Annotated in this window: 29 protein-coding genes and 1 other RNA gene; 12 read left to right on the plus strand and 18 right to left on the minus strand. The window is 52.4% G+C overall.

Annotated elements, in window-relative coordinates; genetic code table 11:
• Positions 1 to 9: 9 nt before the first annotated feature.
• On the plus strand, positions 10 to 876 hold the full coding sequence (rsmI, locus tag AAIG39_RS14830) for a 16S rRNA (cytidine(1402)-2'-O)-methyltransferase (RefSeq protein ID WP_343194174.1): 867 nt from the start codon (positions 10 to 12) through the stop codon (positions 874 to 876).
• 312 nt (positions 877 to 1188) lie between these two features.
• Here rsmI and AAIG39_RS14835 read toward each other — a convergent pair whose 3' ends face one another.
• On the minus strand, positions 1189 to 1371 hold the full coding sequence (locus AAIG39_RS14835; protein WP_343194175.1) for a class II fructose-bisphosphate aldolase: 183 nt from the start codon (positions 1369 to 1371) through the stop codon (positions 1189 to 1191).
• A gap of 132 nt (positions 1372 to 1503) precedes the next feature.
• On the minus strand, positions 1504 to 3075 hold the full coding sequence (gene garD, locus AAIG39_RS14840) for a galactarate dehydratase (protein ID WP_090083123.1): 1572 nt from the start codon (positions 3073 to 3075) through the stop codon (positions 1504 to 1506).
• A gap of 423 nt (positions 3076 to 3498) precedes the next feature.
• On the opposite strand from garD, the gene AAIG39_RS14845 reads away from it, so the two are divergent.
• The 6 genes from AAIG39_RS14845 (at position 3499) to AAIG39_RS14870 (ending at position 8816) form a co-directional block, all read left to right on the plus strand.
• Positions 3499 to 4833, plus strand: a complete 1335-nt coding sequence (locus tag AAIG39_RS14845; RefSeq protein WP_090083125.1) for an MFS transporter — start codon at positions 3499 to 3501, stop codon at positions 4831 to 4833.
• A 29-nt stretch (positions 4834 to 4862) separates the two neighbouring features.
• A complete protein-coding gene (gene garL / locus AAIG39_RS14850) occupies positions 4863 to 5633 on the plus strand; it encodes a 2-dehydro-3-deoxyglucarate aldolase (protein ID WP_090083127.1) in 771 nt (256 codons plus the stop codon).
• A 35-nt stretch (positions 5634 to 5668) separates the two neighbouring features.
• Positions 5669 to 6559, plus strand: coding sequence for a 2-hydroxy-3-oxopropionate reductase (gene garR, locus AAIG39_RS14855; protein ID WP_090083129.1), 891 nt, complete (start codon positions 5669 to 5671; stop codon positions 6557 to 6559).
• A gap of 129 nt (positions 6560 to 6688) precedes the next feature.
• Positions 6689 to 7834 carry a glycerate 2-kinase gene (gene garK / locus AAIG39_RS14860; protein ID WP_249569751.1) on the plus strand — a complete coding sequence of 382 codons (1146 nt, stop codon included), beginning with the start codon at positions 6689 to 6691 and terminating at the stop codon, positions 7832 to 7834.
• Between the two features lie 32 nt (positions 7835 to 7866).
• Positions 7867 to 8248: RNase P RNA component class A (gene rnpB / locus AAIG39_RS14865), an RNA gene on the plus strand.
• A 157-nt stretch (positions 8249 to 8405) separates the two neighbouring features.
• Complete coding sequence (locus AAIG39_RS14870; RefSeq protein WP_090083132.1) at positions 8406 to 8816, plus strand: YybH family protein; 411 nt, start codon at positions 8406 to 8408, stop codon at positions 8814 to 8816.
• 52 nt (positions 8817 to 8868) lie between these two features.
• On the opposite strand, the gene AAIG39_RS14875 is transcribed toward AAIG39_RS14870, so the two are convergent.
• Together AAIG39_RS14875 and AAIG39_RS14880 are read right to left on the minus strand one after the other, a co-directional pair.
• On the minus strand, positions 8869 to 9036 hold the full coding sequence (locus tag AAIG39_RS14875) for a hypothetical protein (RefSeq protein WP_425503325.1): 168 nt from the start codon (positions 9034 to 9036) through the stop codon (positions 8869 to 8871).
• Between the two features lie 27 nt (positions 9037 to 9063).
• Complete coding sequence (locus tag AAIG39_RS14880) at positions 9064 to 9765, minus strand: pirin family protein (protein WP_090083134.1); 702 nt, start codon at positions 9763 to 9765, stop codon at positions 9064 to 9066.
• A 106-nt stretch (positions 9766 to 9871) separates the two neighbouring features.
• On the opposite strand from AAIG39_RS14880, the gene yhaJ reads away from it, so the two are divergent.
• Entirely contained in the window at positions 9872 to 10768 is an 897-nt protein-coding gene (yhaJ, locus tag AAIG39_RS14885; RefSeq protein ID WP_039077513.1) for a DNA-binding transcriptional regulator YhaJ, read from the plus strand.
• A gap of 15 nt (positions 10769 to 10783) precedes the next feature.
• Here yhaJ and AAIG39_RS14890 read toward each other — a convergent pair whose 3' ends face one another.
• The 9 genes from AAIG39_RS14890 to yqjA form a co-directional block, all read right to left on the minus strand.
• A complete protein-coding gene (locus tag AAIG39_RS14890; RefSeq protein WP_090083137.1) occupies positions 10784 to 11146 on the minus strand; it encodes a DUF805 domain-containing protein in 363 nt (120 codons plus the stop codon).
• Between the two features lie 114 nt (positions 11147 to 11260).
• Entirely contained in the window at positions 11261 to 12247 is a 987-nt protein-coding gene (locus tag AAIG39_RS14895) for a glutathione S-transferase family protein (RefSeq protein ID WP_090083139.1), read from the minus strand.
• A 73-nt stretch (positions 12248 to 12320) separates the two neighbouring features.
• The gene (locus AAIG39_RS14900) at positions 12321 to 12713 is read right to left on the minus strand and encodes a DoxX family protein (protein WP_090083141.1); all 393 of its coding nucleotides are present in this window, start codon (positions 12711 to 12713) and stop codon (positions 12321 to 12323) included.
• 211 nt (positions 12714 to 12924) lie between these two features.
• The gene (locus tag AAIG39_RS14905) at positions 12925 to 13215 is read right to left on the minus strand and encodes a YqjK-like family protein (protein WP_090083142.1); all 291 of its coding nucleotides are present in this window, start codon (positions 13213 to 13215) and stop codon (positions 12925 to 12927) included.
• Entirely contained in the window at positions 13212 to 13610 is a 399-nt protein-coding gene (locus tag AAIG39_RS14910; RefSeq protein WP_090083143.1) for a phage holin family protein, read from the minus strand. The genes AAIG39_RS14905 and AAIG39_RS14910 overlap by 4 nt, the downstream gene beginning before the upstream one ends.
• 2 nt (positions 13611 to 13612) lie before the next feature.
• Positions 13613 to 13918, minus strand: a complete 306-nt coding sequence (locus AAIG39_RS14915; protein ID WP_039077519.1) for an ElaB/YgaM/YqjD family protein — start codon at positions 13916 to 13918, stop codon at positions 13613 to 13615.
• 39 nt (positions 13919 to 13957) lie between these two features.
• Positions 13958 to 14326, minus strand: coding sequence for a DUF1090 domain-containing protein (locus tag AAIG39_RS14920; protein ID WP_090083145.1), 369 nt, complete (start codon positions 14324 to 14326; stop codon positions 13958 to 13960).
• Between the two features lie 145 nt (positions 14327 to 14471).
• On the minus strand, positions 14472 to 14855 hold the full coding sequence (gene mzrA, locus AAIG39_RS14925; RefSeq protein WP_249572831.1) for an EnvZ/OmpR regulon moderator MzrA: 384 nt from the start codon (positions 14853 to 14855) through the stop codon (positions 14472 to 14474).
• Entirely contained in the window at positions 14855 to 15520 is a 666-nt protein-coding gene (gene yqjA / locus AAIG39_RS14930; RefSeq protein ID WP_090083148.1) for a DedA family general envelope maintenance protein YqjA, read from the minus strand. The genes mzrA and yqjA overlap by 1 nt, the downstream gene beginning before the upstream one ends.
• A gap of 3 nt (positions 15521 to 15523) precedes the next feature.
• On the opposite strand from yqjA, the gene AAIG39_RS14935 reads away from it, so the two are divergent.
• Positions 15524 to 15652 carry a hypothetical protein gene (locus AAIG39_RS14935; RefSeq protein WP_283776166.1) on the plus strand — a complete coding sequence of 43 codons (129 nt, stop codon included), beginning with the start codon at positions 15524 to 15526 and terminating at the stop codon, positions 15650 to 15652.
• Between the two features lie 209 nt (positions 15653 to 15861).
• Here AAIG39_RS14935 and exuR read toward each other — a convergent pair whose 3' ends face one another.
• Positions 15862 to 16638, minus strand: coding sequence for a transcriptional regulator ExuR (exuR, locus tag AAIG39_RS14940; RefSeq protein ID WP_047373008.1), 777 nt, complete (start codon positions 16636 to 16638; stop codon positions 15862 to 15864).
• Between the two features lie 136 nt (positions 16639 to 16774).
• Positions 16775 to 18076 carry an MFS transporter gene (locus AAIG39_RS14945; protein WP_343194176.1) on the minus strand — a complete coding sequence of 434 codons (1302 nt, stop codon included), beginning with the start codon at positions 18074 to 18076 and terminating at the stop codon, positions 16775 to 16777.
• 456 nt (positions 18077 to 18532) lie between these two features.
• Here AAIG39_RS14945 and uxaC point away from each other — a divergent pair, with 456 nt between their 5' ends.
• The 3 genes from uxaC (at position 18533) to AAIG39_RS14960 (ending at position 22093) form a co-directional block, all read left to right on the plus strand.
• Positions 18533 to 19945, plus strand: a complete 1413-nt coding sequence (gene uxaC / locus AAIG39_RS14950; RefSeq protein WP_090083151.1) for a glucuronate isomerase — start codon at positions 18533 to 18535, stop codon at positions 19943 to 19945.
• 17 nt (positions 19946 to 19962) lie between these two features.
• A complete protein-coding gene (locus tag AAIG39_RS14955; protein WP_090083153.1) occupies positions 19963 to 21450 on the plus strand; it encodes a UxaA family hydrolase in 1488 nt (495 codons plus the stop codon).
• A gap of 88 nt (positions 21451 to 21538) precedes the next feature.
• Positions 21539 to 22093, plus strand: coding sequence for a YgjV family protein (locus tag AAIG39_RS14960; protein ID WP_090083155.1), 555 nt, complete (start codon positions 21539 to 21541; stop codon positions 22091 to 22093).
• On the opposite strand, the gene sstT is transcribed toward AAIG39_RS14960, so the two are convergent.
• The 3 genes from sstT to AAIG39_RS14975 form a co-directional block, all read right to left on the minus strand.
• Positions 22090 to 23334 carry a serine/threonine transporter SstT gene (gene sstT / locus AAIG39_RS14965; protein ID WP_343194177.1) on the minus strand — a complete coding sequence of 415 codons (1245 nt, stop codon included), beginning with the start codon at positions 23332 to 23334 and terminating at the stop codon, positions 22090 to 22092. The genes AAIG39_RS14960 and sstT overlap by 4 nt on opposite strands.
• Positions 23335 to 23511: 177 nt before the next feature.
• Positions 23512 to 24480, minus strand: a complete 969-nt coding sequence (locus tag AAIG39_RS14970) for a TerC family protein (RefSeq protein WP_090083158.1) — start codon at positions 24478 to 24480, stop codon at positions 23512 to 23514.
• A gap of 401 nt (positions 24481 to 24881) precedes the next feature.
• Entirely contained in the window at positions 24882 to 25880 is a 999-nt protein-coding gene (locus AAIG39_RS14975; RefSeq protein ID WP_343194178.1) for a Gfo/Idh/MocA family protein, read from the minus strand.
• Positions 25881 to 25989 lie beyond the last annotated feature (109 nt).

The raw sequence follows: 25989 nt of genomic DNA on the forward strand, positions 1-25989 counted from the left end.
GATCAAACAATGAAACAACACGAATCTGCGGACAATTATCAGGGCCAGCTCTACATTGTCCCAACGCCCATCGGCAATTTGGGTGATATTACCCAGCGTGCGCTCACCGTATTGCAGGATGTCGATCTTATCGCTGCCGAGGATACGCGCCACACCGGGCTGCTGCTTTCCCATTTTGCCATTAATGCCCGTCTGTTTGCCCTGCACGACCATAATGAGCAACAAAAGGCCGACACGCTGGTGGCGAATCTAAAAGAGGGGCAAAACATCGCGCTGGTCTCCGATGCCGGCACGCCGCTGATTAACGACCCTGGCTACCACCTTGTACGCACCTGCCGTGAAGCGGGCATCCGTGTGGTTCCACTACCGGGTCCGTGTGCCGCAATAGCAGCATTAAGTGCGGCGGGGTTACCGTCCGATCGTTTTTGTTACGAGGGGTTTCTGCCGGCGAAATCGAAAGGGCGTCGCGACACCTTAAAATCGCTGGAGACAGAACCGCGTACGCTCATTTTTTATGAATCAACGCATCGCCTGCTGGAAAGCCTGGAGGATATCGTCACTGTGCTGGGCGAATCACGTTACGTGGTGCTGGCCCGCGAGCTGACCAAAACCTGGGAGTCGATTTATGGCGCGCCGGTAGGGGAGTTGCTGGCATGGGTGAAAGAGGACGAAAACCGCCGCAAGGGCGAGATGGTGCTGATCGTTGAAGGCCACAAGGCACAGGAAGATGCCTTACCCGCCGATGCGCTGCGCACGCTGGCATTGCTGCAGGCTGAACTTCCCCTGAAAAAAGCCGCTGCGCTGGCTGCGGAAATCCACGGCGTGAAGAAAAACGCGCTCTATAAATACGCGCTGGAGCAGCAGGGCGAGGCGTAGCTTTTCTGCCTGGGCATAGCAGGGTTATATCCGGGCGATTTTCTTTTGACGTACCCCGATCTTTCCACCGAGGCAGCCATGTTATTCATACCATGGCTGTTTTCGTTACGGTTAGCGCAGCGGGTGCGCTAAACAATCACAACTTTCTTACCCAACTTATTCAGCACTGCTTTATCCTTCTCGCTATCTTCAGCGGCAACACCTGATTAAACCCTGTAGCGACTGAACTTGCAGGCGTGCGGTACCGCCATCACGCCGCTAATCGAATTGGTAATGCCGTTGGTAGTATCAGTGCCATCCGGCCCACAAACATCAGATCGGCACTGATGCTCTGCAACTACAGATACTTCCCGGCGTGTCCGCAATAATAAGAGGGGAATGCGATTCCGCTGCGGTATCTACCACCACCAGTAACATTTCAAAATTGTGGATCTTGAATGTCAGAGTGGCGTGACCTTTTTGCTGCGCTTTGTTAAGTCCCCCTGTCGTCGACATAATGTACTTTCTGTCTCTGAAACCTTTCGTTTGTTCTCTCAGAAAGGAGGTTTTCGAAAGTTTATGGAGACGAAAAAACAATAAAAAAAAGCATGGCCGAAGCCATGCTAAACGTTGAGGTATATTGATGAATCAGGTCACCGGAGCCGGGTTAAACACAGCCAGTTGGTTGTGCAAACCCCATTGATCAGAAAAGGTTTTCTTGCGGCCGCTTGCGACATCAAGGATAAAGTGGAACAGCTTCCAGCCCACCTCCTCGATAGTCTCTTCGCCCGTTGCGATAGTCCCTGCGTTGATATCCATCAAATCATACCAACGGTTTGCCAGTTCAGTACGGGTCGCCATCTTGATGACCGGCACCGCCATCAGGCCGTACGGCGTACCACGTCCGGTGGTGAATACCTGAACGGTGATACCGGAAGCCACCTGTTGCGTGCCGCAGACAAAGTCACTGGCTGGCGTTGCCGCATAAATCAGACCACGTTTGGTCGGGCGTTGACCGGGCGAAAGCACTTCGGAAATGGCGCTCTTACCCGATTTCGCAATCGAGCCCAGCGCTTTTTCCACTACGTTTGCCAGACCGCCCTTTTTATTCCCCGGAGATGGGTTAGCACTACGGTCCGTTTGCCCCATATCAAGGTAGTTGTCATACCAGGCCATCTCTTCCAGCAGGCGCTTGCCCACTTCTTCATTGATGGCACGCGGCGTAAGGAGGTGAATGGCATCACGCACTTCGGTCACTTCGGAGAACATGACCGTGCCACCGCAACGTATAAGCAGGTCAGAGGCATAACCAACTGCCGGATTTGCGGTCACACCGGAGAAGGCGTCGCTACCACCACACTGCATGCCGACAACCAGTTCAGAAGCCGGGCAGGTTTCGCGCTGGCGTTGGTTCAGTTTTTCCAGATGACGAACTGCAACCTGCAAAATATCGTCAACCATAGATTTGAAACCGACATGATGTTCATCCTGCAGACGGACAATACTGGCATCGTCTACCGGAATCGATTTCACATCTTCTGTACCCTGGAGCAGGCGCTCAGGTTGCAGTTTTTCACAGCCCAGACCGATCACCATCACTTCACCGCCAAAGTTGGGGTTCAGCGCGATGTTGTGAATGGTACGGATAGGCACAACGGCTGCCGGTGCGTTAATGGCGACGCCACAGCCGTACAGATGGTTCAGGCCGACCACGCCATCCACATTCGGGTACTTCGGTAGCAGGTCGCGTTCAATAATTTTCACCACATAGTCGACCACCCCCGCCACACAATGCACGCTGGTGGTGATGCCGAGGAGATTTTTGGTACCGACGCTGCCATCGGCGTTGCGATAACCTTCGAAGGTATAACCTTCCAGCGGCGGCAATGGTTCTGGCACTTTCGTCGCCAGGGGCAGTGTATTCAATGGCGGCGCTTTCGGTAATTCGACGGTGGATTCGTCAATCCAGCTGCCGCGCGCAATATCACGTACTGCATAACCGATAACTTCACCGTACCGGATGATTTCCCCGTGATGAGGAATATCTACCAGCGCAACTTTATGGCCTTGCGGGATATGCTCAATTAATTCGAGACCATCCGGAAAACGGGTGCCCGCTTTTAATCCATTGTCATTAACGATGATAGCGACATTATCGGTGTCGTGTACTTTAATATAAAACGCCGTAGGCGACTGCTGTCTAATTTCAATGTCGGCCATTATCAAGTAATCTCCAGCTAACGATACGATGCATTACTCAAAAAAATAAAGAGGGGATGTTCTTTAATTATCAGAAATACAAAAATCATTTGATGGAATAAGAATGTCAGGAGTTTCAAGATCAAAATGTGATCTAAATCACTTATCTTCGTGGTTAGGTGCCCTATAAGGATTCGAATTACCAGATCTGTGCATCAGCGCCCAGCTATGTGTGCATATGCTCAAAATAATCTTACTGGCCCACGTTAAAATTGAGCAAACCGCCAGTGCGCGACCGATTGGCGGTGATTATACTGTGCGGTAATAAAATATAAACATGCTATTTCCCGATATTATTCTTCGAGAGTTTCTTTTTATATGTCGGGTAAATTACATATCAAGAAAAATATATTTTAAAATCTAAGCAGCACCCGAGGAAATGATATGTCTGTGCAAAGTTCAATTGAGGTAAAAAGGGGAATACCAACTCGCTATTTAATTCTGCTCATTATATTTATTGTCACAGCAGTTAACTACGCGGACCGCGCCACGCTCTCCATTGCGGGGACCGATGTCGCGAAAGAGTTGCATCTTGACTCGGTATCGATGGGTTACATTTTTTCTGCGTTTGGCTGGGCGTACCTGCTGATGCAGATCCCAGGCGGCTGGTTACTTGACCGCTATGGCTCGAAAAAGGTGTATACCTGGAGCCTGTTCTTTTGGTCGCTTTTTACCTTCTTGCAAGGTTTTGTCGACGTGTTCCCGCTCGCATGGGCTGGGGTCTCGATGTTTATCATGCGCTTTATGCTGGGCTTCTCCGAAGCACCTTCTTTCCCGGCAAACGCCCGTATTGTGGCGGCCTGGTTCCCGGCAAAAGAGCGCGGTACCGCTTCGGCGATTTTTAACGCGGCGCAGTATTTTTCGCTCGCACTGTTCTCCCCGCTACTGGGTTGGCTGACCTTCGCATGGGGCTGGGAACATGTCTTCACTGTCATGGGCGTGATTGGTTTTGTGCTGACGGCAGCCTGGGTTAAGTACATCCATAACCCAACCGACCATCCGCGTATGACCCGCGAAGAGCTGGATTATATTTCTGCTAACGGCGCGGTGGTCGATATGGACCACAAAAAAACCGACAGCGATAAGCAATCCGGCCCGAAACTGGATTACATCAGGCAACTGTTATCCAGCCGTATGATGCTTGGCGTGTTCTTTGGTCAATATTTCCTGAACACCATCACATGGTTTTTCCTGACCTGGTTTCCGATTTACCTGGTGCAGGATAAGGGCATGTCAATTTTGAAAGTGGGTTTTGTCGCGTCCATTCCCGCCCTGTGTGGCTTTGGTGGTGGAGTGCTGGGCGGTCTCTTCTCGGACTACCTGATTAAGCGTGGTTGCACTTTGACCATGGCGCGTAAATTCCCCATCGTTGTTGGGATGTTGTTGGCTTCCAGCATCATTCTGTGTAACTACACCGACAACACCGTACTGGTTATCGCATTGATGGCCCTGGCATTCTTCGGTAAAGGTTTTGGCGCGTTAGGCTGGCCGGTTATCTCCGATATCGCACCGAAAGAAATTGTCGGTCTGTGCGGCGGCGTGTTTAACGTGTTCGGAAATGTGGCATCGATTGTGACCCCGCTGGTGATTGGGTACATGGTCAAAGAGTTGCATTCGTTCAACGGGGCGCTGATTTTTGTCGGCTGCTCGGCCCTGATGATGATGGTTTGCTACCTGTTTGTGGTGGGCGACATCAAACGTATGGAATTGAAAAAGTAAGCAACGGCTTAAAAATTAAGGTGCAAAAGATGAGTAACGATATCTTCCCGAACAAATTTAAAGCTGCTCTGGCGGCAAATCAGGTTCAGATCGGTTGTTGGTCGGCGCTGGGTAGTCATATCAGCACTGAGGTTCTGGGCCTGGCAGGTTTTGACTGGCTGCTGTTGGACGGTGAACACGCCCCGAATGACGTGCTCTCTTTTGTACCGCAGTTGATGGCACTGAAAGGTAGCGCCAGCGCACCGGTGGTACGTATCCCGACGAACGATCCGGTTGTGATCAAGCGTCTGCTGGATATCGGTTTCTACAATTTCCTCGTCCCGTTCGTTGAAACGGCAGAAGAAGCAGCAAACGCCGTTGCGGCAACCCGTTACCCGCCAGAAGGGATCCGCGGCGTGTCCGTGTCTCACCGCGCCAATATGTTCGGCACCGTACCGGATTACTTCGCACAGTCGAACAAAAACATCACCATCATCGTGCAGATCGAAAGCCAGGAGGGCGTGGATAACCTCGACGCTATCCTCAAAACCGACGGCGTTGACGGCGTATTCGTTGGTCCAAGCGACCTTGCGGCAACTCTGGGTTATATCGGCAACGCCGGGCACCCGGAAGTACAGCGCACCATCGAACATATTTTTGCGCGTGCAAAAGCGCACGGCAAACCGAGCGGTATCCTGGCGCCTGTTGAAGCAGATGCCCGTCGCTATCTGGAATGGGGAGCGACCATCGTTGCTGTTGGCAGCGATCTGGGCGTGTTCCGTGCGGGTACGCAGAAACTGGCTGATACCTTTAAAAAATAATCAAACCACCACTGGATAAAGAGAGAGACGCAATTATGACGATGAAAGTTGGTTTCATTGGCCTTGGCATCATGGGTAAACCAATGAGTAAAAACCTCATTAAAGCAGGTTACTCACTGGTGGTCTCCGACCGCAATGCAGATGTGGTCGCTGAACTGATCGCCGCTGGTGCAGAAGCCGCCACCAGCGCAAAAGCTATTGCAGAACAGTGTGATGTGATCATCACCATGCTGCCGAACTCCCCGCACGTGAAAGAAGTTGCGCTGGGCGAAGGTGGCATCATTGAAGGCGCAAAACCGGGTACTGTTCTGATCGATATGAGCTCGATTGCTCCGCTGGCCAGCCGTGAAATCAGCGAAGGTCTGAAAGCAAAAGGTATCGAAATGCTGGACGCGCCGGTAAGTGGCGGTGAACCGAAAGCTATCGACGGCACCCTGTCCGTAATGGTTGGCGGCGACAAAGCGCTGTTCGACAAATACTACGATCTGCTGAAAGCCATGGCGGGATCTGTTGTTCACACCGGCGATATCGGCGCGGGTAATGTGACCAAACTGGCTAACCAGGTCATCGTGGCGCTGAACATTGCGGCAATGTCCGAAGCGCTGACGCTGGCAACGAAAGCGGGCGTTAATCCAGAACTGGTATTCCAGGCAATCCGCGGCGGTCTGGCTGGCAGCACCGTGCTGGAAGCAAAAGCACCGATGGTTCTGAACCGCAATTTTAAACCTGGTTTCCGTATCGATCTGCATATCAAAGACCTGTCCAACGCCCTGGATACCTCTCATGGCGTAGGTGCGCAGTTGCCGCTGACTGCCGCAGTAATGGAAATGATGCAGGCACTGCGTGCTGATGGTCACGGTAATGACGACCACAGCGCTCTCGCGTGCTACTATGAAAAACTGGCGAAAGTAGAAATCTCTCGCTAATAAGAAGGGTGCGGGAGCGCGCCCTGAATTTCTTAAGCATCAACATCTTGCAGGTCGAAAACCACGGTGACGGGTACGACCTGTGAGGTGCAATCAATGCCTTGCGCGGCAATGTCAGGCTAATCAACTATGAAAATCGTAATCGCCCCAGACTCTTATAAAGAAAGCCTTTCTGCTACCGAAGTAGCGCAGGCGATAGAAAAAGGATTTCGGGAAATTTTCCCGGATGCTCAATACGTTTCAGTTCCGGTCGCAGATGGCGGTGAGGGAACGGTTGAAGCCATGATTGCCGCTACAAAAGGTTCTGTGCACACGGCGCGCGTGACTGGTCCTTTAGGCGAAAATGTTAATGCGCGTTGGGGGATGTCCGGCGACGGTAAAACAGCCTTTATCGAAATGGCTGCTGCCAGCGGTCTGGCACTTGTCCCCCCTGAATTACGAAACCCTCTGATCACCACTTCACGCGGCACCGGGGAACTTATTTTGCACGCGCTGGATCATGGGGCAAAAAATATCATTATCGGCATCGGCGGTAGCGCAACGAATGACGGCGGTGCGGGTATGGTACAGGCGCTTGGCGCGAGACTGTGCGATGCCAATGGTACCGAAATTGGCAACGGTGGCGGCAGCCTGATAAGCCTGAACGCTATTGATGTCTCCAGGCTCGATCCGCGTCTTGCTGGCTGCACTATTCGTGTTGCCTGCGATGTAACTAATCCGCTGACGGGCGAAAAGGGCGCATCGCGTATCTTTGGACCACAAAAAGGCGCGACGGAAGAGTTGATTGTCGAGCTGGACCGTAACCTTGCCCATTACGCCGGGGTGATTAAAAAATCGCTGCATATTGATGTGAAAAATGTGCCGGGAGCCGGTGCGGCGGGCGGTATGGGCGCAGCGTTAATGGCATTCCTGGGGGCGGAGTTGCGTAGCGGCATCGAAATCGTAACCCAGGCGTTGAATCTGGAAGAACATATCCATGACTGTACCCTGGTAGTTACCGGTGAAGGCCGTATCGACAGCCAGAGTATTCACGGTAAAGTGCCTGTGGGCGTGGCCCATGTGGCAAAAAAATACCATAAGCCGGTTATCGGTATTGCCGGAAGTCTGACGCGGGATGTTGGTATTGTGCATCAGTATGGTATTGATGCGGTGTTCAGTGTTCTGACCAGTATTGGTACGCTGGAAGAGGCGTTCCGTGGTGCGTTTGACAATATTTATCGCGCATCCCGTAATATTGCGGCCACCTTACAGGTTGGCATGTCTGCTGAGGGGTGACATCGTCGCGCAAACCCTCTATACTGCGCGCCGAAGCTGACCAGACAGTCGCCGCTTCGTCGTTGTCCTCCTTCGGGGGAGACAGACGGAGGGGAGGAAAGTCCGGGCTCCATAGGGCAGGGTGCCAGGTAACGCCTGGGGGGTGTAACAGCCTACGACCAGTGCAACAGAGAGCAAACCGCCGATGGCCCACGTAAGTGGGATCAGGTAAGGGTGAAAGGGTGCGGTAAGAGCGCACCGCGCGGCTGGTAACAGTTCGCGGCACGGTAAACTCCACCCGGAGCAAGGCCAAATAGGGGTTCATAAGGTACGGCCCGTACTGAACCCGGGTAGGCTGCTTGAGCCAGTGAGCGATTGCTGGCCTAGATGAATGACTGTCCACGACAGAACCCGGCTTATCGGTCAGTTTCGATCTTTTCAGGTAAAAACCCGCTCCGGCGGGTTTTTGCTTTTCTGTGACTTCACACTCCTGCACACTCTCATTTCCGGTAGCTACCTGTGCCTCGCTATTGCAACTTCCGCTGACAATGCTCTACTGACTCCTGGAACATATTCCCAGGACGCATTGAACATGAGTTCACATCCCGTTCGGACAATTATCGAAGCCTGCGACAGGGCGATTTCAGCGAAAGATTACGATACCCTGATGACGTTTTACGCGGACGATGCCGCGCTGGTCATCAAGCCAGGAATGATTGCCAAAGGAAAAGAGAACATTCGTAAAGCTTTCATGGCCATTGCTGACTATTTCCAGGGGAGCCTGGTGGTAGAACAGGGGGAGGTGCAGGTCATTGAAGGTGCCGATAACGCGCTGGTCATCATGGAAACCCTGCTGCGTTATCCGGACGGCAAAGGGGGCACAGTCGAGACAACCCGTCGCGCGACATATGTTTTTCGCTACACCGTGTCGCAGGGATGGTTATGCACGATCGATAATTCTTACGGCACCGATTTACTGGATAACGACTTACCATCAGGCTAATTTTATCGGAAGCGCCTCAAAAAAAGCCCCGGATTTTATACCAGGGCTTCTGTTACGCTGCTTCGTCTTCTTGCGCCAGCCGTTGCTCCGCATCGGCGACGATAGCTTCCAGTTCTGTCAGCATGTCGTCGTAATCAAAAGATTGCGGCGATTCTGCCGGGGTAGATTGCTGTGTGGGTATATGCTTTGACGTTCTGTATTGAACACTCTTTTTCTTCACCGTCGTACTCCGTAAAAACTCACGCGCTTACACGGGTAAATCTATCAGTAAAGCGCGCAACGGCGTATCGGCGACTAACGTTATGTTAGCCTCATCACGAATAAAAGCGCCGTCACCGCAGGTGAGCGCTTCCCGCGATTCGCACGGGGTGACTGCGTGTACCGTACCGTGAATCGACTGCAGGTAGGCGCGTGGCCCATGCAGTTGAAACGTAAGCTCTTCACCTTTTTCCAGCTCGATATGGTGTAACCACACCTGCTGACGTAATTGCAGACTGTCCTGGCTACCGTCCGGAGAGGCCAGCAACTGGCGAGCCTGATCGGCAATCGTCACTTTTTGCACCGTCGGATTTTCACGTTCCGGGCAGGCATCAAGCCACAATTGCATACGTGTCAGCGGCTTATCTTTACTCAGATTATGTTCGCTATAGCTAATGCCTGGCTGAGTCGCAATGAGCAATGCTTCGCCCGTTTTGGCCTGAATATGGTTACCTTCGCTGTCGCGATACTCGGCTTCGCCTTCCAGAATCAGGTTCAGAATATCTACTTTTGGATAGGTACGCGGCTGGAATGATGCACCGGGTGCCAGTACTTCCTGGTTCAGTACGCGCAGGGAGGCGTAGCCCAAAAGTTTCGGGTCAAAGTAATGTCCAAAGGAAAAGGTGTAGCGGGCCTGCAGCCAGCCGAAGTCCGCTTGTCCACATTGTTTGGCTGTTCTGGTAGTAATCATAATTCTTGACCTCTCTTTACACTAAAACAATGGTAAAGGTATGGACGCTGCATTGTTAGCCAGATATTCTGCCCGGTATGTTCAAATTTCCTGAATGAGAACAAAAATGGCGAAAGATAGGGCACTTACGCTGGAAGCGTTACGCGTCATGGACGCAATTGACCGTCGCGGTAGCTTTGCCGCCGCAGCAGATGAACTGGGGCGGGTACCTTCCGCACTCAGTTACACGATGCAGAAACTGGAAGAAGAGCTGGACGTTGTTCTGTTTGACCGCTCTGGTCACAGAACGAAGTTTACTAATGTTGGCCGCATGCTGCTCGAACGCGGTCGTGTTTTGCTCGAAGCGGCTGACAAACTGACTACCGATGCCGAAGCGCTGGCACGCGGCTGGGAAACGCATTTGACCCTGGTCACCGAAGCACTGGTGCCGACCCCCGAGCTTTTCCCGCTTGTTGATAAACTGGCGGCGAAAGCCAACACGCAGCTCTCGATCATTACCGAAGTGCTTGCCGGTGCCTGGGAGCGGCTGGAGCAGGGGCGAGCGGACATTGTGATTGCGCCGGATATGCATTTCCGCTCTTCGTCGGAAATTAACTCTCGCAAGCTGTATAAGGTTCTGAACGTCTATGTCGCAGCACCAGACCATCCGATTCACCACGAACCGGAACCGCTGTCTGAGGTGACACGAGTGAAATATCGCGGTGTGGCGGTTGCGGATACCGCGCGTGAGCGTCCGGTCCTGACGGTGCAGTTACTGGACAAACAGCCGCGTCTGACGGTCAGTACGATTGAGGATAAGCGTCAGGCGTTACTGGCGGGACTGGGTGTAGCAACAATGCCTTATCCGCTGGTTGAGCAGGATATTGCAGAAGGGCGTTTGCGCGTCGTCAGCCCGGAATATACCAGCGAAGTCGACATTATCATGGCATGGCGGCGTGACAGCATGGGTGAAGCAAAAGCCTGGTGTCTGCGCGAAATCCCGAAACTCTTCTCCGGTAAATAATTCCCTGGCAGTCCCTTAAGGAAACGCTTTTGGCTCCGGGCCGAAGCGGTTTTCTTCGGGGGTGCCGTGCTGGCTCCAGAAAGCCAACAGCATCAACCAACCCAGCACGGGTAAGCACCACAACCACAGCCATTTGGCGGTGCGATTGGTATCGTGCAATCGACGCGACTGAACGGCAAGGGATGGCAGGAAAACCAGCAGAGCGTAGATCAGGCTTAACAGGCCAATGCTACCAGCACGCCAGCCTGAAATATTATCCACCACGGCAAGCACGCCATAGAGAATGATGTTGACCAACATAAACATCCAGAACTCCCGGCGATGCGCGCGGCCGCGAAAGTGGACATAGCGGGTCAGCACGTTGAAATACCAGTCCATTCTCTACCTCGAAAGACGCACAATACATTGTTTTCTCAGTGATCAATGTAAGAATAGACGGGGAAAAAAGGATGCGTAAAATATTTTCGGGCGCAGCGGCTGCACCCGAGAATATTAAGCGAAACGGACGTCCCGACCGTGAGGTTCGTTAAGATCCTGCCACGGGCCGATGGAGATAATTCCAGTCGGATTGATGGTTTTGTGGCTGCGGTAGTAGTGGGTACGGATATGGTCAAAATTGACCGTTTCCGCTATGCCTGGCATCTGATAGATATCCCGCAGGAAGCCATAAAGATTGAGATAGTCGCTGATGCGATGCTTATCGCACTTAAAGTGGGTCACGTATACCGGATCGAAACGGATAAGCGTTGTCCACAGGCGGATGTCCGCTTCGGTTAGCTGATCGCCTGTCAGGTAGCGATGCTGCCCAAGGATTTGTTCCAGCCGGGCAAGAGATTCGAAGAGCTTGTTGACAGCCTCATCGTACGCCTCCTGGCTGGTGGCGAAACCGGCCTTATAGACGCCGTTATTGACGTTGTCATAGATCCAGCTATTCAACTCGTCAATCTGCGCCCGCAATGCTGGCGGGTAGTAGTCACCGGCACGCGCACCCTGCGCATCAAACGCTGTATTGAACATGCGAATGATTTCAGCTGATTCATTACTGACAATGGTGTGATTTTTTTTGTCCCACAGCACCGGGACGGTTACGCGTCCGGTGTAATGCGGATCGGCATGAAGGTAAAGCTGATAGAGAAATTCATGCTGATAGAGCGAGTCGCCTGTCGCCGCCGGAAAAGTGTCGTCAAAGGTCCAGCCGTTTTCCAGCATCAGCGGGTTCACTACGGAAACCGGTAAGAAATCCTCAAGGCCTTTTAGCGTGCGCATGATGAGCGTGCGGTGCGCCCAGGGACAGGCGAGAGAGACATACAGGTGGTATCTCTCTTTTTCCGCCGCAAAGCCGCCTTCGCCAGACGGACCCGGTGCGCCATCGGCAGTGAGCCAGTTACGAAATGCTGATACTGAGCGCTGGAATCGACCACCGGTTGATTTGGTATCATACCAGGTGTCATGCCAGACGCCGTCAATAAGTTGTCCCATGATGCATTCTCCTTAGATGGCAAAAGCGAGGAGATGTCTCCTCGCTTCATGTCTCTTTATCAGTATAGAGCGCTTACCACTTTTTATTCAGTACGCGGTCAATGCTGAATGCGCCCGGACCGGTAATAGCCAGCAGCAGGAAGCCACCAGCGATGCTCAGGTTTTTCATAAACATCAGGGAGTTCATGCCTTCCGCAAAATTGCTGTGGAAGATAAACGCGGTCAGCAGGGTGAAGCCTGCGGTAAACAGCGCAGTGGTACGAGTCAGAAAACCGAACAGAATAGCCAGACCGCCGCCGAACTCAAGCAGGATAACCAGCGGCAGCATAAAGCCCGGGACACCCATGGCTTCCATATACTGCTGAGTGCCAGCATAACCGGTGATTTTGCCCCAGCCTGCGGTAATGAACAGGATTGGCATCAGGATACGCGCTACCAGTACACCAACATCTTCTAATTTTTTCATCTTTCTCTCCAGGGAACCACAATGTCTTTTTAAGGGAAAAGTTCGGCAATCACGGGCGCTGGCCGCATGGTTGCTGTCGATGGAGAGGATATTAAACGGGGCGGGAAAAGATTGTTAGCAAGGAAAACTGTCGAAATTTTTCAAAGATACTGAAGGAGTTAGCGTGAAAAAGGTCGCTACCCCGGACAGCACGGTGCCGCCGGGGAAGGAATTACCGTTGTTGATCAAGCGTGGATTTTACCAGCCGCCAGACGCTCCACAGACCCAGTCCGCGCTTCGCCCAGCGCATCAGTATATTCGGGTGGCGCACCGACCACACCGCCATGAAGCTGCTGCCAACCAGCGCCCAGGACCGCAGGCTCAGAAAGGTATTCCAGCCGCGATCATAAGCACCGGTGGCTTCCAGCCAGTCACGGCGAGCAGCGGTCAAATCCAGCCGTTGCTGCTGAATTTGACTGAGCAGCAGGGCTTTACGCTTGAGACGCTCGGCCTTGTGACTCATGGTTTGTCCTCTTCCAGCAACTGGCGGTCATTAGCCAGTTCCTGGCGCGTGTGGCGCAAGATTGTGGATTCGCGGGCTTTACGTAGGGTCCAGATACCGCCAATCAACGCCAGTACCAGTAACACCACCGTTGTGGCGATCATGGCGTTGAGCCGGTATTGCGGGTCGATGGCCCAGATAATCAGCACCATCAGACTCATAAGGCCGAATGCGGCGAATAGCATGGTCAGTCCTACCATCAGGAGCAACTGGAAAAGGTTTGCTTTTTCCTCTTCCAGTTCGACCACCGCCAGGCGGAGCCGCGTTTCCACCATTTCAACCATAATGGAAACAATGCGCTGCCCGATACCCAGGACGCTTTTGCCCGGTCCTTGCGCGTGTCGTGAATCCGCCATAATCAGCGACGCGTCAGGAGCACGCCCAGCACGACGCCGATCGCCGCGCCAATGCCCACGCTGGCCCATGGGTTTTCACGTACATACTCGTCGGTTCTTGCAGCGGCTTCCCGGGTCTGACGGGCAATTGCATCACCCGTTTCGCCCAGGCGATAGCGGCTCTCCTGCAAGGCTTTTTCGGCTTTGCTGCGCAGTTTGCTCAACTCTTCTTTGGATTTGTCCCCGGAGGTGCTCAGTACTTCCTCAAGGGTATCCGCCAGGGATTTCAACTCAGCGCGCAGATGTTCTGTATTTGCCTCTTTAGACATAATTCTCTCCAGGTGAGTGAGTGTTAACTTCCATCAAAATCAGTAGTCACGCGCTTCAAGCGCCTTAAGTTCTGTCTCGGCCTCTTTCAGCTTGTGCTCGCGTTTACTTATTTTGTCCGCATCGCCTTTTTGTTTCGCTTTGGCGAGATCGTCGCGACGTTCGGCAACCTCGTCTTTCTGTCTGGCAATTTTGCGCTGATGCTCCGCACGCAATTTACTGTCGGAACAGGTGGTGCGAACCTCGTGCAGTGCCTTGTTTAGCCCGTCAACCCGACTCTGATTGTTGTGCTTTTCGGCATAGCTGATTTCACGCGCAATTTCCTGCTCCTTCTCCTGACAAGGGGAGGCGGCCTGAGACATCGCGCTTACAGATAGTAGGGCTAGCGCCAGTGCGATGCGGTATTTCATAGTCGAAACCTTCCATTGTTGGCTGGCGAAACAACGCTCGTCAGCATCCAGTGACATAACGTGGACTTTGGTTCCATTAACTCAAGCATAGAACGTTAACGGCTAAAGCACCAAAGTAGGTGAAAAGATTCAGAATCCTGGAGGATCAGCCGAATCGATGGGTGGTATCGCGTAAACGCGAAAGCCAGGCAGAGGTCTGGTTGTCGTCATCCTGCAACGCGACGATGTAGCCGTGGGGTAGTGTTCTGTCCAGCACTTCCTTTGCTGCAGCGCTCTGAGCGCTGGATTCAAATTTGATTAATAGCGTGTCGTTTAGCGGCGTAATGCTCTTGAAATGGATGCCATTTGCGTCCAGATGATGCCAAATGGAAAAACCATCCGGCACACTTGTATTTTGCGCTATTGGGCGTATTGCCAGCGTAGATTCGCGGTTCTGCAGTGTCACCCAACCGAAAAAGAGTACGCTGAACAGCACCGTCGCGGCGATGCCCATAAACAACCAGCGCAGGAAGGGACGTTGCGATTCCATTATTGACCCCGATTACCGTATTTTTTCTTCCACAGCACCACCAGTGTGCCTACCAGGCCAACCACCAGCAGAACAACGGGAAGCAGCATCAAACAAGACATCAATGCGTCTTCATATTTACGAAACACCGGCGTTATACCCAATAAATAACCCAGTGTCGTCAGAATCAGCACCCACAGTAAGCCGCTCATCCAATTGAAAAACTGGAAGCGAGCGCTACTAAGACCCGAAATTCCGGCAATAGTTGGTAACAGGGTGCGAACAAATGCAATAAAACGCCCAATCAGCAACGCTGAGAGACCATGTTTATGGAAAAGATGATGCGCACGCTGATGATAATGTGCCGGAAGATGCGACAACCAATTTTGTACGGTTCGCGTATTTCCCAGCCATCGGCCCTGAATATAGCTCAGCCAACAGCCCAGACTGGCGGCCGCCGTTAATAACAAAATGGTCTGGGGATAGCCCATAGCCCCTTTTGCAATCAAAACACCGACCAGCACCAACAGACTGTCGCCAGGGAGAAAAGCGGCCGGAAGCAGGCCATTCTCAAGAAATAAGATGACAAACAACACAAAGTAGAGCATGCCGATCATGGATGGATTTGCCAGCGTTTCAAAATCCTGGCTCCAGAGGGCGTGCAGTAGTTGGCTTAAAAGTTCCATTCAATGTTCCTGGTACATCGGTTTACGGCACGTCGATTACCTGTAAAACAGCACGGCGACATTATTGATAGTGACATTATGGTCGCTCGTGGCGCATTCAGCAGCCTGACTATTCTGGTAACAACGCTGTGAGCAAGCGCTAACTCACGCAGTGGCAAAGTGCGTCCAATTGTAACAAATGCCATAGTTCTGCGGCAGAGAAATTACGCTTTGTCAGAAAATGATTTTGCTTGTCGAAAGGAGGGGTGGCGAGGGTATTTACAAAGGCTGACACTCTATACTTTTTACTGACCCTTAAGTGGCCAGGCGCATGACTGCTGTGCGCCTGACAGAGAAAAGCATTATTTTACGCCACTTGCTACGGTATCAAGGTGAACAACGGGGTTTTCCGCAAACAGATAGCGGTCTGCATTGAACTCGAAATCATCGCTGGTTTCGTTAAACAACATCTGTTTCGTATTTTCCAGATGCTGCCACATTGCGACTTTAGCCGCATGCGGGTCCTTGCGAATCAACGCCTTCAGTATTTGGTCATGATCATCACACCAGTTATCCACGGTGCGCAGGTCGATATGGTCGTGCAGTTTTTTCCAGTACGGGTTGTGAACACGCTGGGTCCACATTTTTTCGACAATTGCCGCCAGCGCGCTGTTCTGTGTCGCCAGGGCAACCTGCACATGAAATTGTAAATCCCATTCAGAATCGCGGAAGCACTTCTCTTTACGCGCGTTTTCCTGGATTTCCATCAGCTTCATGATGTCTTGCTTGGTTACCTGGGTTGCGGCAAATTCAGCAATATTGCTTTCAATCAGCTGACGCGCCTGCAGAAGCTCGAACGGGCCGTAGTTGGCAAATTCCAGCGATTCGTCAGGGGCCTGGGTATGACGAGGCTGATTAGAAATAACATGGATGCCTGACCCTTTACGGACCTCAACATAACCTTCGACTTCCAGCATGATGATTGCTTCACGAACCACGGTCCGGCTGACGCTTTTTTCGTCTGCAATAAAGCGCTCGGCGGGAAGTTTGTCACCCACAAGATAGACACCCTGCTCGATCCGGCTTTTCAGCTCGGCGGCAAGTTGCTGGTACAAACGACGTGATTCAGTGATTTCCATATGCGCTCCAGGCAAGATAAGGCATTAGTAGATTTGTTATACCACTTTTACGTCATTCTCACCACAATCCGGCAAGAAAAAGCCGCCCGAAACGGTGGGCGGCTTTTGAGAAACAGTAGTACAGATAAGACGTATACTAGCTTTGTGTTGCGGTACCGCCGACCGCATTTTCCTGCTCTAATTCACTGGCGGATTTACTTTTCAGCACCGTCCAGATAACCACCGCACCGAGCAGGTCGAACAGCGCCAGCACGGCGAACAGCGGGCTAAAGCCGATGGTGTCAGCCAACGCGCCTACCACCAGAGCAAACATGGTACTTGCTGTCCACGCCGCCATACCGGTCAGACCGTTTGCGGTTGCCACTTCATTACGACCGAACACGTCAGAAGAGAGCGTAATCAGCGCGCCAGACAGAGACTGGTGAGCAAAACCACCAATACACAGCAGGCCGATTGCTACATACGGGCTGGTGAACAGACCGATCATACCCGGGCCGATCATTAACAGCGCCCCCATGGTCACAACCATTTTACGGGAAACAATCAGGTTCACACCGAACCAGCGCTGGAACAGCGGCGGCAGGTAACCACCGACGATACAACCCAGGTCAGCGAACAGCATTGGCATCCAGGCGAACATCGCGATTTCTTTCAGGTTAAAGCCGTAGACTTTGAACATGAACAGTGGGATCCAGGCGTTGAACGTACCCCATGCTGGTTCTGCCAGGAAACGCGGCAGCGCGATACCCCAGAACTGACGGGTGCCCAGAATCTGCAGGACGGACATTTTTTTGCCATTAAAGGTCTGGTGTTGCGCTTCCTGACCGCCAATGATGTATTCGCGTTCTTCTTCAGTCAGTTTTTTCTGGTCGCGCGGGTGTTTGTAGAACACCAACCATGCCATTGCCCAGGCGAAACTCAATACACCAGAGATAATGAACGCCAACTGCCAGCTGTGCATGACGATTGCCCACACTACCAGCGGCGGCGCAATCATTGCGCCAATAGAAGAACCAACGTTGAAGTAGCCTACTGCGATAGAACGTTCTTTCGCCGGGAACCATTCAGAAGCCGCTTTCAGGCCTGCCGGAATCATTGCAGCCTCTGCCGCACCAACAGCACCGCGCGCCAGCGCCAGGCCACCCCAGTTGCCTGCCAGCGCCGTTGCGCCACAGAAGATAGCCCAGGTTACGGCGAAAACTGCGTAGCCGACCTTGGTACCCAGGATGTCCAGGATATAACCTGCGACCGGCTGCATGATGGTATAAGCAGCCGAGTAAGCCGCAATAATATAGGAGTATTGCTGTGTGGAGATATTCAGCTCTTGCATCAGCGTAGGCGCTGCCGCAGCAATCGTGTTACGCGTCAAGTAACCCAGCACGGTGCCAATCGTCACCAGAGCTATCATGTACCAACGTAACCCTTTAATTTTACGCATGTAAACCTCATCGTTATGTTAATTCCGCCAGCGCGGTCACCTGCCGGTTGCGGTCGGGAGGTGGAAACGGAGGGCGTAACCGGTAAAAACCGGAACGACCCGAACCTTGCTATTCAACGTGCTCAATTCGGTATCCGTACCGTAAAGACCGATGACTTAATCACCGGCAATGCATTCCGTCGGCTGATGTATTCGACGGCAGAAAGATAACTTGTCATACAACTTCAAAAGGTGAGTGACATCACAAAAGTGTTTTTCTTTGTGTGGTTTTTAACTTTGCGGCACCAGACCAGTACTGGCGCGGTCTGGCGGTGATTTTGATGCGCAATCTTGTAAATATTTGTCATCGTTTATTGATCTAACTCACGAAAAAGTCTTCGGCCACTGGAAATTGGTGTGATAACTTTGTCAGCATTAAGGTAAGCATCAGACGCACTCGTTTAGAGGAAGACGATAATGACCCCGTTTATGACCGAAGATTTTCTGTTAGATACCGAATTTGCACGCCGCCTGTACCATGACTACGCGAAAGATCAGCCGATTTTTGACTTTCATTGCCACTTGCCGCCGCAGCAGATCGCGGATAACTACCGCTTCAAAAACCTGTATGACATCTGGTTAAAAGGCGATCACTACAAATGGCGCGCAATGCGCACCAATGGTGTACCGGAGCGCCTGTGTACCGGTGATGCAAGTGATCGTGAGAAGTTTGACGCCTGGGCCGCAACCGTACCGCATACTATTGGCAACCCGTTATACCACTGGACCCATTTAGAGCTTCGTCGCCCATTTGGTATTACAGGTAAGCTGCTTTCTCCGTCCACAGCGGATGAAATCTGGAATCTGGGCAATGAATTGCTGGCACAGGATAAATTTACTGCCCGCGGTATCATGCAGCAGATGAATGTGAAGATGGTTGGTACCACTGACGATCCGATCGACTCTCTGGAGCATCACGCTGCGGTTGCCAAAGACACTACTTTCACTATCAAAGTGCTGCCAAGCTGGCGTCCGGATAAAGCCTTCAACATTGAACTGGCCACGTTTAACGACTACATGAGCAAGCTGGGTGAAGTTTCTGACACCGACATCCGTCGCTTTGCCGATCTGCAAACGGCGCTGACTAAACGCCTGGATCACTTTGAAGCACATGGTTGTAAAGTGTCGGATCACGCGCTTGACGTTGTGCTCTTCGCCGAAGCAAGCGACGCGGAACTGGACAGCATCCTCGCACGTCGTCTGTCCGGTGAGGCATTGAGCCAGCATGAAGTCGCGCAGTTCAAAACTGCCGTTCTGGTATTCCTCGGCGCGGAATATGCCCGTCGTGGCTGGGTACAGCAGTATCACATTGGTGCATTGCGTAATAACAACCTGCGTCAGTTCAAGTTATTGGGGCCAGACGTGGGCTTCGACTCCATCAACGACCGTCCGCTGGCGGAAGAGTTGTCGAAATTACTCAGCAAGCAGAACGAAGAAAACCTGCTGCCGAAAACCATCCTGTACTGCCTGAACCCGCGTGATAACGAAGTGCTGGGCACCATGATCGGCAACTTCCAGGGCGAAGGTATGCCAGGCAAGATGCAGTTTGGTTCCGGCTGGTGGTTCAACGATCAGAAAGACGGTATGGAACGTCAGATGACCCAACTGGCGCAGCTCGGTCTGCTGAGCCGCTTTGTGGGCATGCTGACCGACAGCCGTAGCTTCCTGTCTTATACCCGTCACGAATATTTCCGTCGCATTCTGTGCCAGATGATTGGCCGCTGGGTGCACGCGGGTGAAGCTCCGGCTGATATCCAGCTGCTGGGCGAGATGGTGAAAAATATCTGCTTTAACAATGCGCGTGACTACTTCGCGATTGAACTGAACTAAGGCCGTTTGAGGTTGATATGCAATACATCAAGATCCACTCGCTGGATAATGTCGCGGTAGCGCTGGCGGATCTCGCCGAAGGCACAGAAGTTGTTGTTGAGGGTCACGAGATTCTGCTTCGTCAGGCGGTGGTACGCGGACATAAATTTGCTCTGCAGCCCATCCCGACGGGTGAGAATGTTATTAAGTATGGCCTTCCTATCGGCCATGCCACAACGGATATCGCCGCAGGCGAACATATCCATTCTCACAACGTGCGTACCAACCTGAGCGATTTGGATGAGTATAGCTATCAACCTGATCTTATTGATGAAAATGCACCGGCGGCCGATCGTGATGTGCAGATCTACCGCCGTGCAAACGGAGAGGTCGGGGTTCGCAACGAATTGTGGATCCTGCCGACGGTAGGCTGTGTTAACGGCATCGCCCGCCAAATCCAGACCCGTTTTCTGAAAGAGACGCACAATGCCGAAGATATCGACGGCGTGCACCTGTTTAGCCACACCTATGGTTGCTCACAACTGGGCGATGACCATATCAACACCCGTACCATGCTGCAAAATATGGTACGTCACCCGAATGCGGGGGCGGTGCTGGTCATTGGTCTGGGTTGCGAAAACAACCAGGTTGATGCGTTTCGCGAAACGCTGGGCGAATACGATCCATCCCGCGTCCACTTTATGATCTGCCAACACCAGGACGACGAAGTGGAAGCGGGCATTGAACATCTGTACGAATTGTACGAAGCGATGCGCCACGACAAGCGTGAGCCAGGCAAACTGGGCGAGCTCAAGTTTGGTCTGGAGTGTGGGGGGTCTGACGGACTTTCCGGGATCACTGCGAACCCGATGCTGGGACGTTTTTCTGATTACATTATCGGTAACGGCGGTACCACTGTATTAACCGAAGTGCCGGAAATGTTCGGTGCAGAACAGATTCTGATGAGTCATTGCCGCGACGAAGAGACTTTTGAGAAGACGGTCACCATGGTGAACGATTTCAAACAGTACTTTATCGCGCATAACCAGCCGATCTACGAAAACCCATCGCCGGGTAACAAAGCTGGTGGAATCACGACGCTGGAAGAAAAATCGCTTGGCTGTACACAAAAGGCGGGGGCCAGCCAGGTGGTGGACGTGCTGCGTTACGGCGAACGCCTGAAAACCCACGGGCTCAACCTGTTGAGTGCGCCGGGTAACGATGCTGTTGCAACCAGCGCACTGGCGGGAGCGGGTTGCCACATGGTGCTGTTCAGTACCGGTCGTGGTACCCCTTATGGCGGTTTTGTTCCGACAGTAAAAATCGCGACCAACAGCGAACTGGCGGCGAAGAAGAAACACTGGATCGATTTCGATGCGGGCCAGCTTATTCACGGGAAAACCATGCCGCAACTGCTGAGCGAGTTCGTGGATGCGATCGTGGATTTTGCCAACGGTAAGCAGACCTGCAATGAACGTAACGAGTTCCGCGAGCTGGCTATCTTCAAGAGCGGCGTAACTTTATAAAGCAAAAGATTTGACATTTTGTTAATATAAAACGACGTTTCACATTGTGAAGCGTCGTTTCTTTTTGTGTCATTAACAAGGATCTTCCATGAGCGCGTATTGGTTAGCCCAGGGCGTTGGTGTACTTGCTTTTCTTATCGGTATTACCACGTTTATTAACCGCGACGAAAAACGTTTCAAACTCCAGCTTTCTCTCTATAGCGCCACGATCGGCGCGCATTTTTTTCTGATGGGCGCACTGCCTGCTGGCATGAGTGCAGAACTTAATGCCATACGTACCGTTATCTCTATGTATACCCGCAAACTATGGGTTATGGCCGTCTTTATTGCGCTGACGCTTTTTTTTGGTTTGATCAAATTACACCACCCGGTTGAACTGCTGCCGATCATTGGTACGGTTGCCAGCACCTGGGCGTTGTTTCGCTGCAAAGGGCTTTCTGTGCGCTGCGTCATGTGGTGTTCAACCGCCTGCTGGGTCACGCATAATCTGTGGCTGGGATCGATTGGCGGCACTCTGATAGAAGGCAGCTTCCTCGTGGTGAATGGCCTGAATATTATCCGTTTCTGGCGGATGCAAAAACGCGGCATCGACCCGTTTAAAGTCGAAACCGCGTTGCAAAAAGAGAGTACTTCTCCGCGTTAATCGCGCAGAGGCTTTAACGACGTGCGCTCGGCGTCTGACAGGCAGGCGGCCGCGGTAAATAGCACATCGGTTGAGGAGTTGATGGCGGTCTCGCAGGAGTCCTGCACGACGCCAATAATAAAGCCGACCGCGACGACCTGCATGGCAACATCGGCTGAAATGCCGAATAAGTTACAGGCCAGTGGAATAAGCAGCAGCGAGCCGCCCGCCACCCCGGATGCACCGCAGGCACAGAGCGAAGCCACTATGCTTAAGAGCACCGCCGTGGGTATATCCACGGTCACTCCCAGTGTATGTACTGCTGCCAGCGAGAGCACGGTAATGGTGATCGCCGCGCCTGCCATATTGACCGTCGCCCCCAGGGGGATCGATACGGAATAGGTGTCTTTATCAAGCCCGAGTTTTTCGCACAACGCCATATTTACCGGGATATTTGCCGCCGAGCTACGGGTAAAAAAAGCGGTCACGCCGCTTTCACGCAAGCAGATAAAAACAAGTGGGTAGGGATTACGGCGAATCTTCACCCATACCAGTAACGGGTTGATCACCAGCGCTACCAGTAACATACAACCGACCAGGACAATCAGCAGTTGTGCGTAGTTCCAGAGCGCGCCAAAGCCCGTTGCCGCCAGTGTTGATGCCACAAGACCAAAAATACCCAGCGGCGCAAAGCGAATAACTAACGTAACCATAAACGCCACCGCACTGGACAGATCGTTAAGCAGGTTTTTGCTGGCATCGCTACTGTGGCGCAGGGCGAAGCCGAGGCCAACTGCCCAAACCAGGATCCCGATATAATTCCCTTTAATCAGCGCATCAAACGGGTTTGCGACGATATTCCTCAGCAGTTCTTCCAGTACGCCAATAATACCGGAAGGCGCGACAACATCGGTCGCGCCTGCTACCAGATGCAGGGTGGAAGGGAACAGAAAACTGATAATCACCGCGGTCACCGCTGCTGAGAAGGTGCCGATTAAGTAGAGCAGCAGAATAGGGCGAATGCTGATTTTTTGCCCCTGTCGGTGGTTAGCCACCGAGGCCATCACCAGAAACAATACCAGAACCGGGGCCACGGCCTTTAGCGCACCGACAAACAGTGTGCCCAGCATGCCAGTGGCGAGAGCGGTATCAGGCGAAAGCCAGCTCAACAATATGCCCAGCACCAGTCCGGCGAGAATTTGTTTGACGATATTGCCGCGCATCATGCGTTGCAACCATGTCGTATTAGGTTGTATTTGCATCTGTTCTCCTTGTTTTTTTGGCGTTCCATCGGTGTTGCACCAAAAGGTGTAACGGTCGAGTATAAAGAATTCGCGTTTCAGAGGGCGGTTTCAGGCACTGGCAGGAGAAAATTCAGAAAAACGCCCTCTCTTCAGAGAGGGCGGAGCAGGGGAGCGTTAACTGCCCTCTTAAATACTTTATTCAGAGAGCTTATGTTTGTCGTTGCGGTGGTTAACCCACGTGTTAATCAACAGCGTTACCACCAGAATTCCGCCTACGACGCCAAGCGATATGGCAATCGGGATATGGAAGAAATCAACAATCAGCATTTTGATACCGATAAACACCAGTATCACCGACAGACCATATTTCAGCATGGAGAAGCGTTCTGCCACACCCGCCAGCAGGAAGTACATCGCACGCAGGCCCAGGATCGCAAACAGGTTAGACGTCAGCACGATAAACGGGTCGGTAGTGACCGCAAAAATCGCCGGAATGCTGTCGACCGCAAATATCACATCGCTTAGTTCAACCAGAATTAGCACCAGCAGCAGCGGCGTGGCAAACAGCAGGCCATTCTTGCGCACAAAGAAGTGCTCGTTTTCGATCTTGTCCGTCATACGCAGATGGCTGCGTAACCAGCGGACCAGGGGTTTGTCGCCAATACCGCCTTCATCCTCTTTTGCCAGCGCCATTTTCACGCCGGTAAACAACAGGAATGCGCCAAAGACATACAATAGCCATTCGAACTGGGAGATAAGCCAGCTGCCAGCGAAGATCATGATGGTACGCAGAACGATCGCACCGAGCACGCCGTAGATCAGCACGCGGCGTTGTAGCGCAGCGGGAACCGAGAAGTAGCTGAACAGCATCAGCCAGACAAAGACGTTATCCACAGCCAGCGCTTTTTCAATCAGATAACCGGTCAGGAACGCCAGCGCCTGGGTGTCGGCAACAGCGCGGCCCTCGTTTTGCACCAGGTACCACCAGAAAGCAGCGTTGAACAAGAGAGAAAGACTAACCCAGACCAGAGACCAGACGGCCGCCTGTTTCATGGACATCGTGTGTGCGCCACGTCGCCCCTGAAGCAGGAGGTCGATAGCCAGCATGATAACGACAACAACGGCGAAGCCGCCCCAGAGTAGCGGTGTTCCGACTGTATTCATGTGAGGTTCCTCAGCACCTTGCCCGTCAACTTTGATGATGACGGGTATAAACAAAAACGGCTAACGTCGAAAGACGTCAGCCGCATGCTTAGGTGCAATTGGATCCTCGCCTTTCGGCAAGGTCTCACTTACGTCACGTTAATGACGCCCGGCGACCGGATGCTTATACCCGTCATATTTCGAACCGCAGGCGCGTTGGCTACATTCGTTCACCCGAATCACCCACTTATGTAAGTTCTTCGTGGCTCTCTTACTTGCCATTTTCCTGCAACACGAAATTTTTAGGGTAGACGCATCGTAATGACGACCCACCGGCAACGAAGTTACTCCCCTTTGCTCGTAACAAAATATGACAGACCATTCTCCTCGTCAATGATCTGTAACATCTGTTTTACATACCTTTACGCTGGCAGCTCCACGCTTACATCATCTGCCGGGAATACTACCCCTGTTTGACGGCGGATTTCCGTCAACAATTGCGCGGTAATACGACTGACCGCCAGACCCGCATGATTGACTTCGTTTTGCTCGACAAGACTGGCGAAGGTTTCCGCCTCGTACAGCATGGTGTTGATATGTTGCGGCTGCGTCAGCTCCTGCGCTTTACCGCCACGCGGCACGAAAGAGAGTTTCTGGCATTCGGAAATCTTTTCGATAACCAGCGAACCGGCTTCGTCCTGAATTTCGCTTGGCAGTACCGAGTCGCTTACTTTGGAATGTTGCAGCGTGACGCTAAAATCGCCATAGTCGAGTACGACCACGCCGTGAGCATCGACACCGCTTTCCAGCAGGCTGGCGGTGGCCTGCACGCCCTTCGGTTCGCCCCAGAGCGCAACAGAGGCGGCCAGAACATAAAAACCGATATCCATAATCGAGCCGTTAGAGAAGGCCGGATTAAATGTGTTCGGGTTTTCGCCATCCAGGTAACGCTGGTAGCGCGAGGAGTACTGGCAGTAGTTGAGAAACGCTTTGCGCAGTTTGCCTGCTTTCGCAAGCGACTGTTTCAGCAGCACAAAATTGGGAAGGCTGGCGGTTTTAAAGGCTTCGAACAGGACGACCTGATGCTCTCTGGCACAGGCAATCGCCTCTTCCACTTCGTGCAGGTTCGACGCCAGCGGCTTTTCGCAAATGACATGTTTTTTATGGCTGAGAAAGAGTCGGGTTTGCGGAAAATGCAGCGAGTTGGGGCTGGCAATATAAACTGCATCAATCTCATCGCTTTGCGCCATGGCCTCCAGCGAGGTAAAAAGATGTTCGACAGGATAATCCCGGGAGAAATCCTGCGCCTGTTCGAGGCTGCGGGAGTACACCGCCGTGAGTTTATATTTGCCCGTTTCATGGGCGGCATCGACAAACTGGCGTGTGATCCAGTTTGTGCCAATGACAGCAAAACGTATCATTAAGCGAGTTCCTTTAACTGAGCACTGTCTGGCAATGTAGCATGATGGGCGCAGAGGAAAAAAGGTTCATCTCCCGGTTATGGAAGACGTCTCGCACGTCACTCTTTTT

It is taken from the genome of Phytobacter palmae, assembly GCF_039409775.1.
GTDB lineage: Bacteria > Pseudomonadota > Gammaproteobacteria > Enterobacterales > Enterobacteriaceae > Phytobacter > Phytobacter palmae.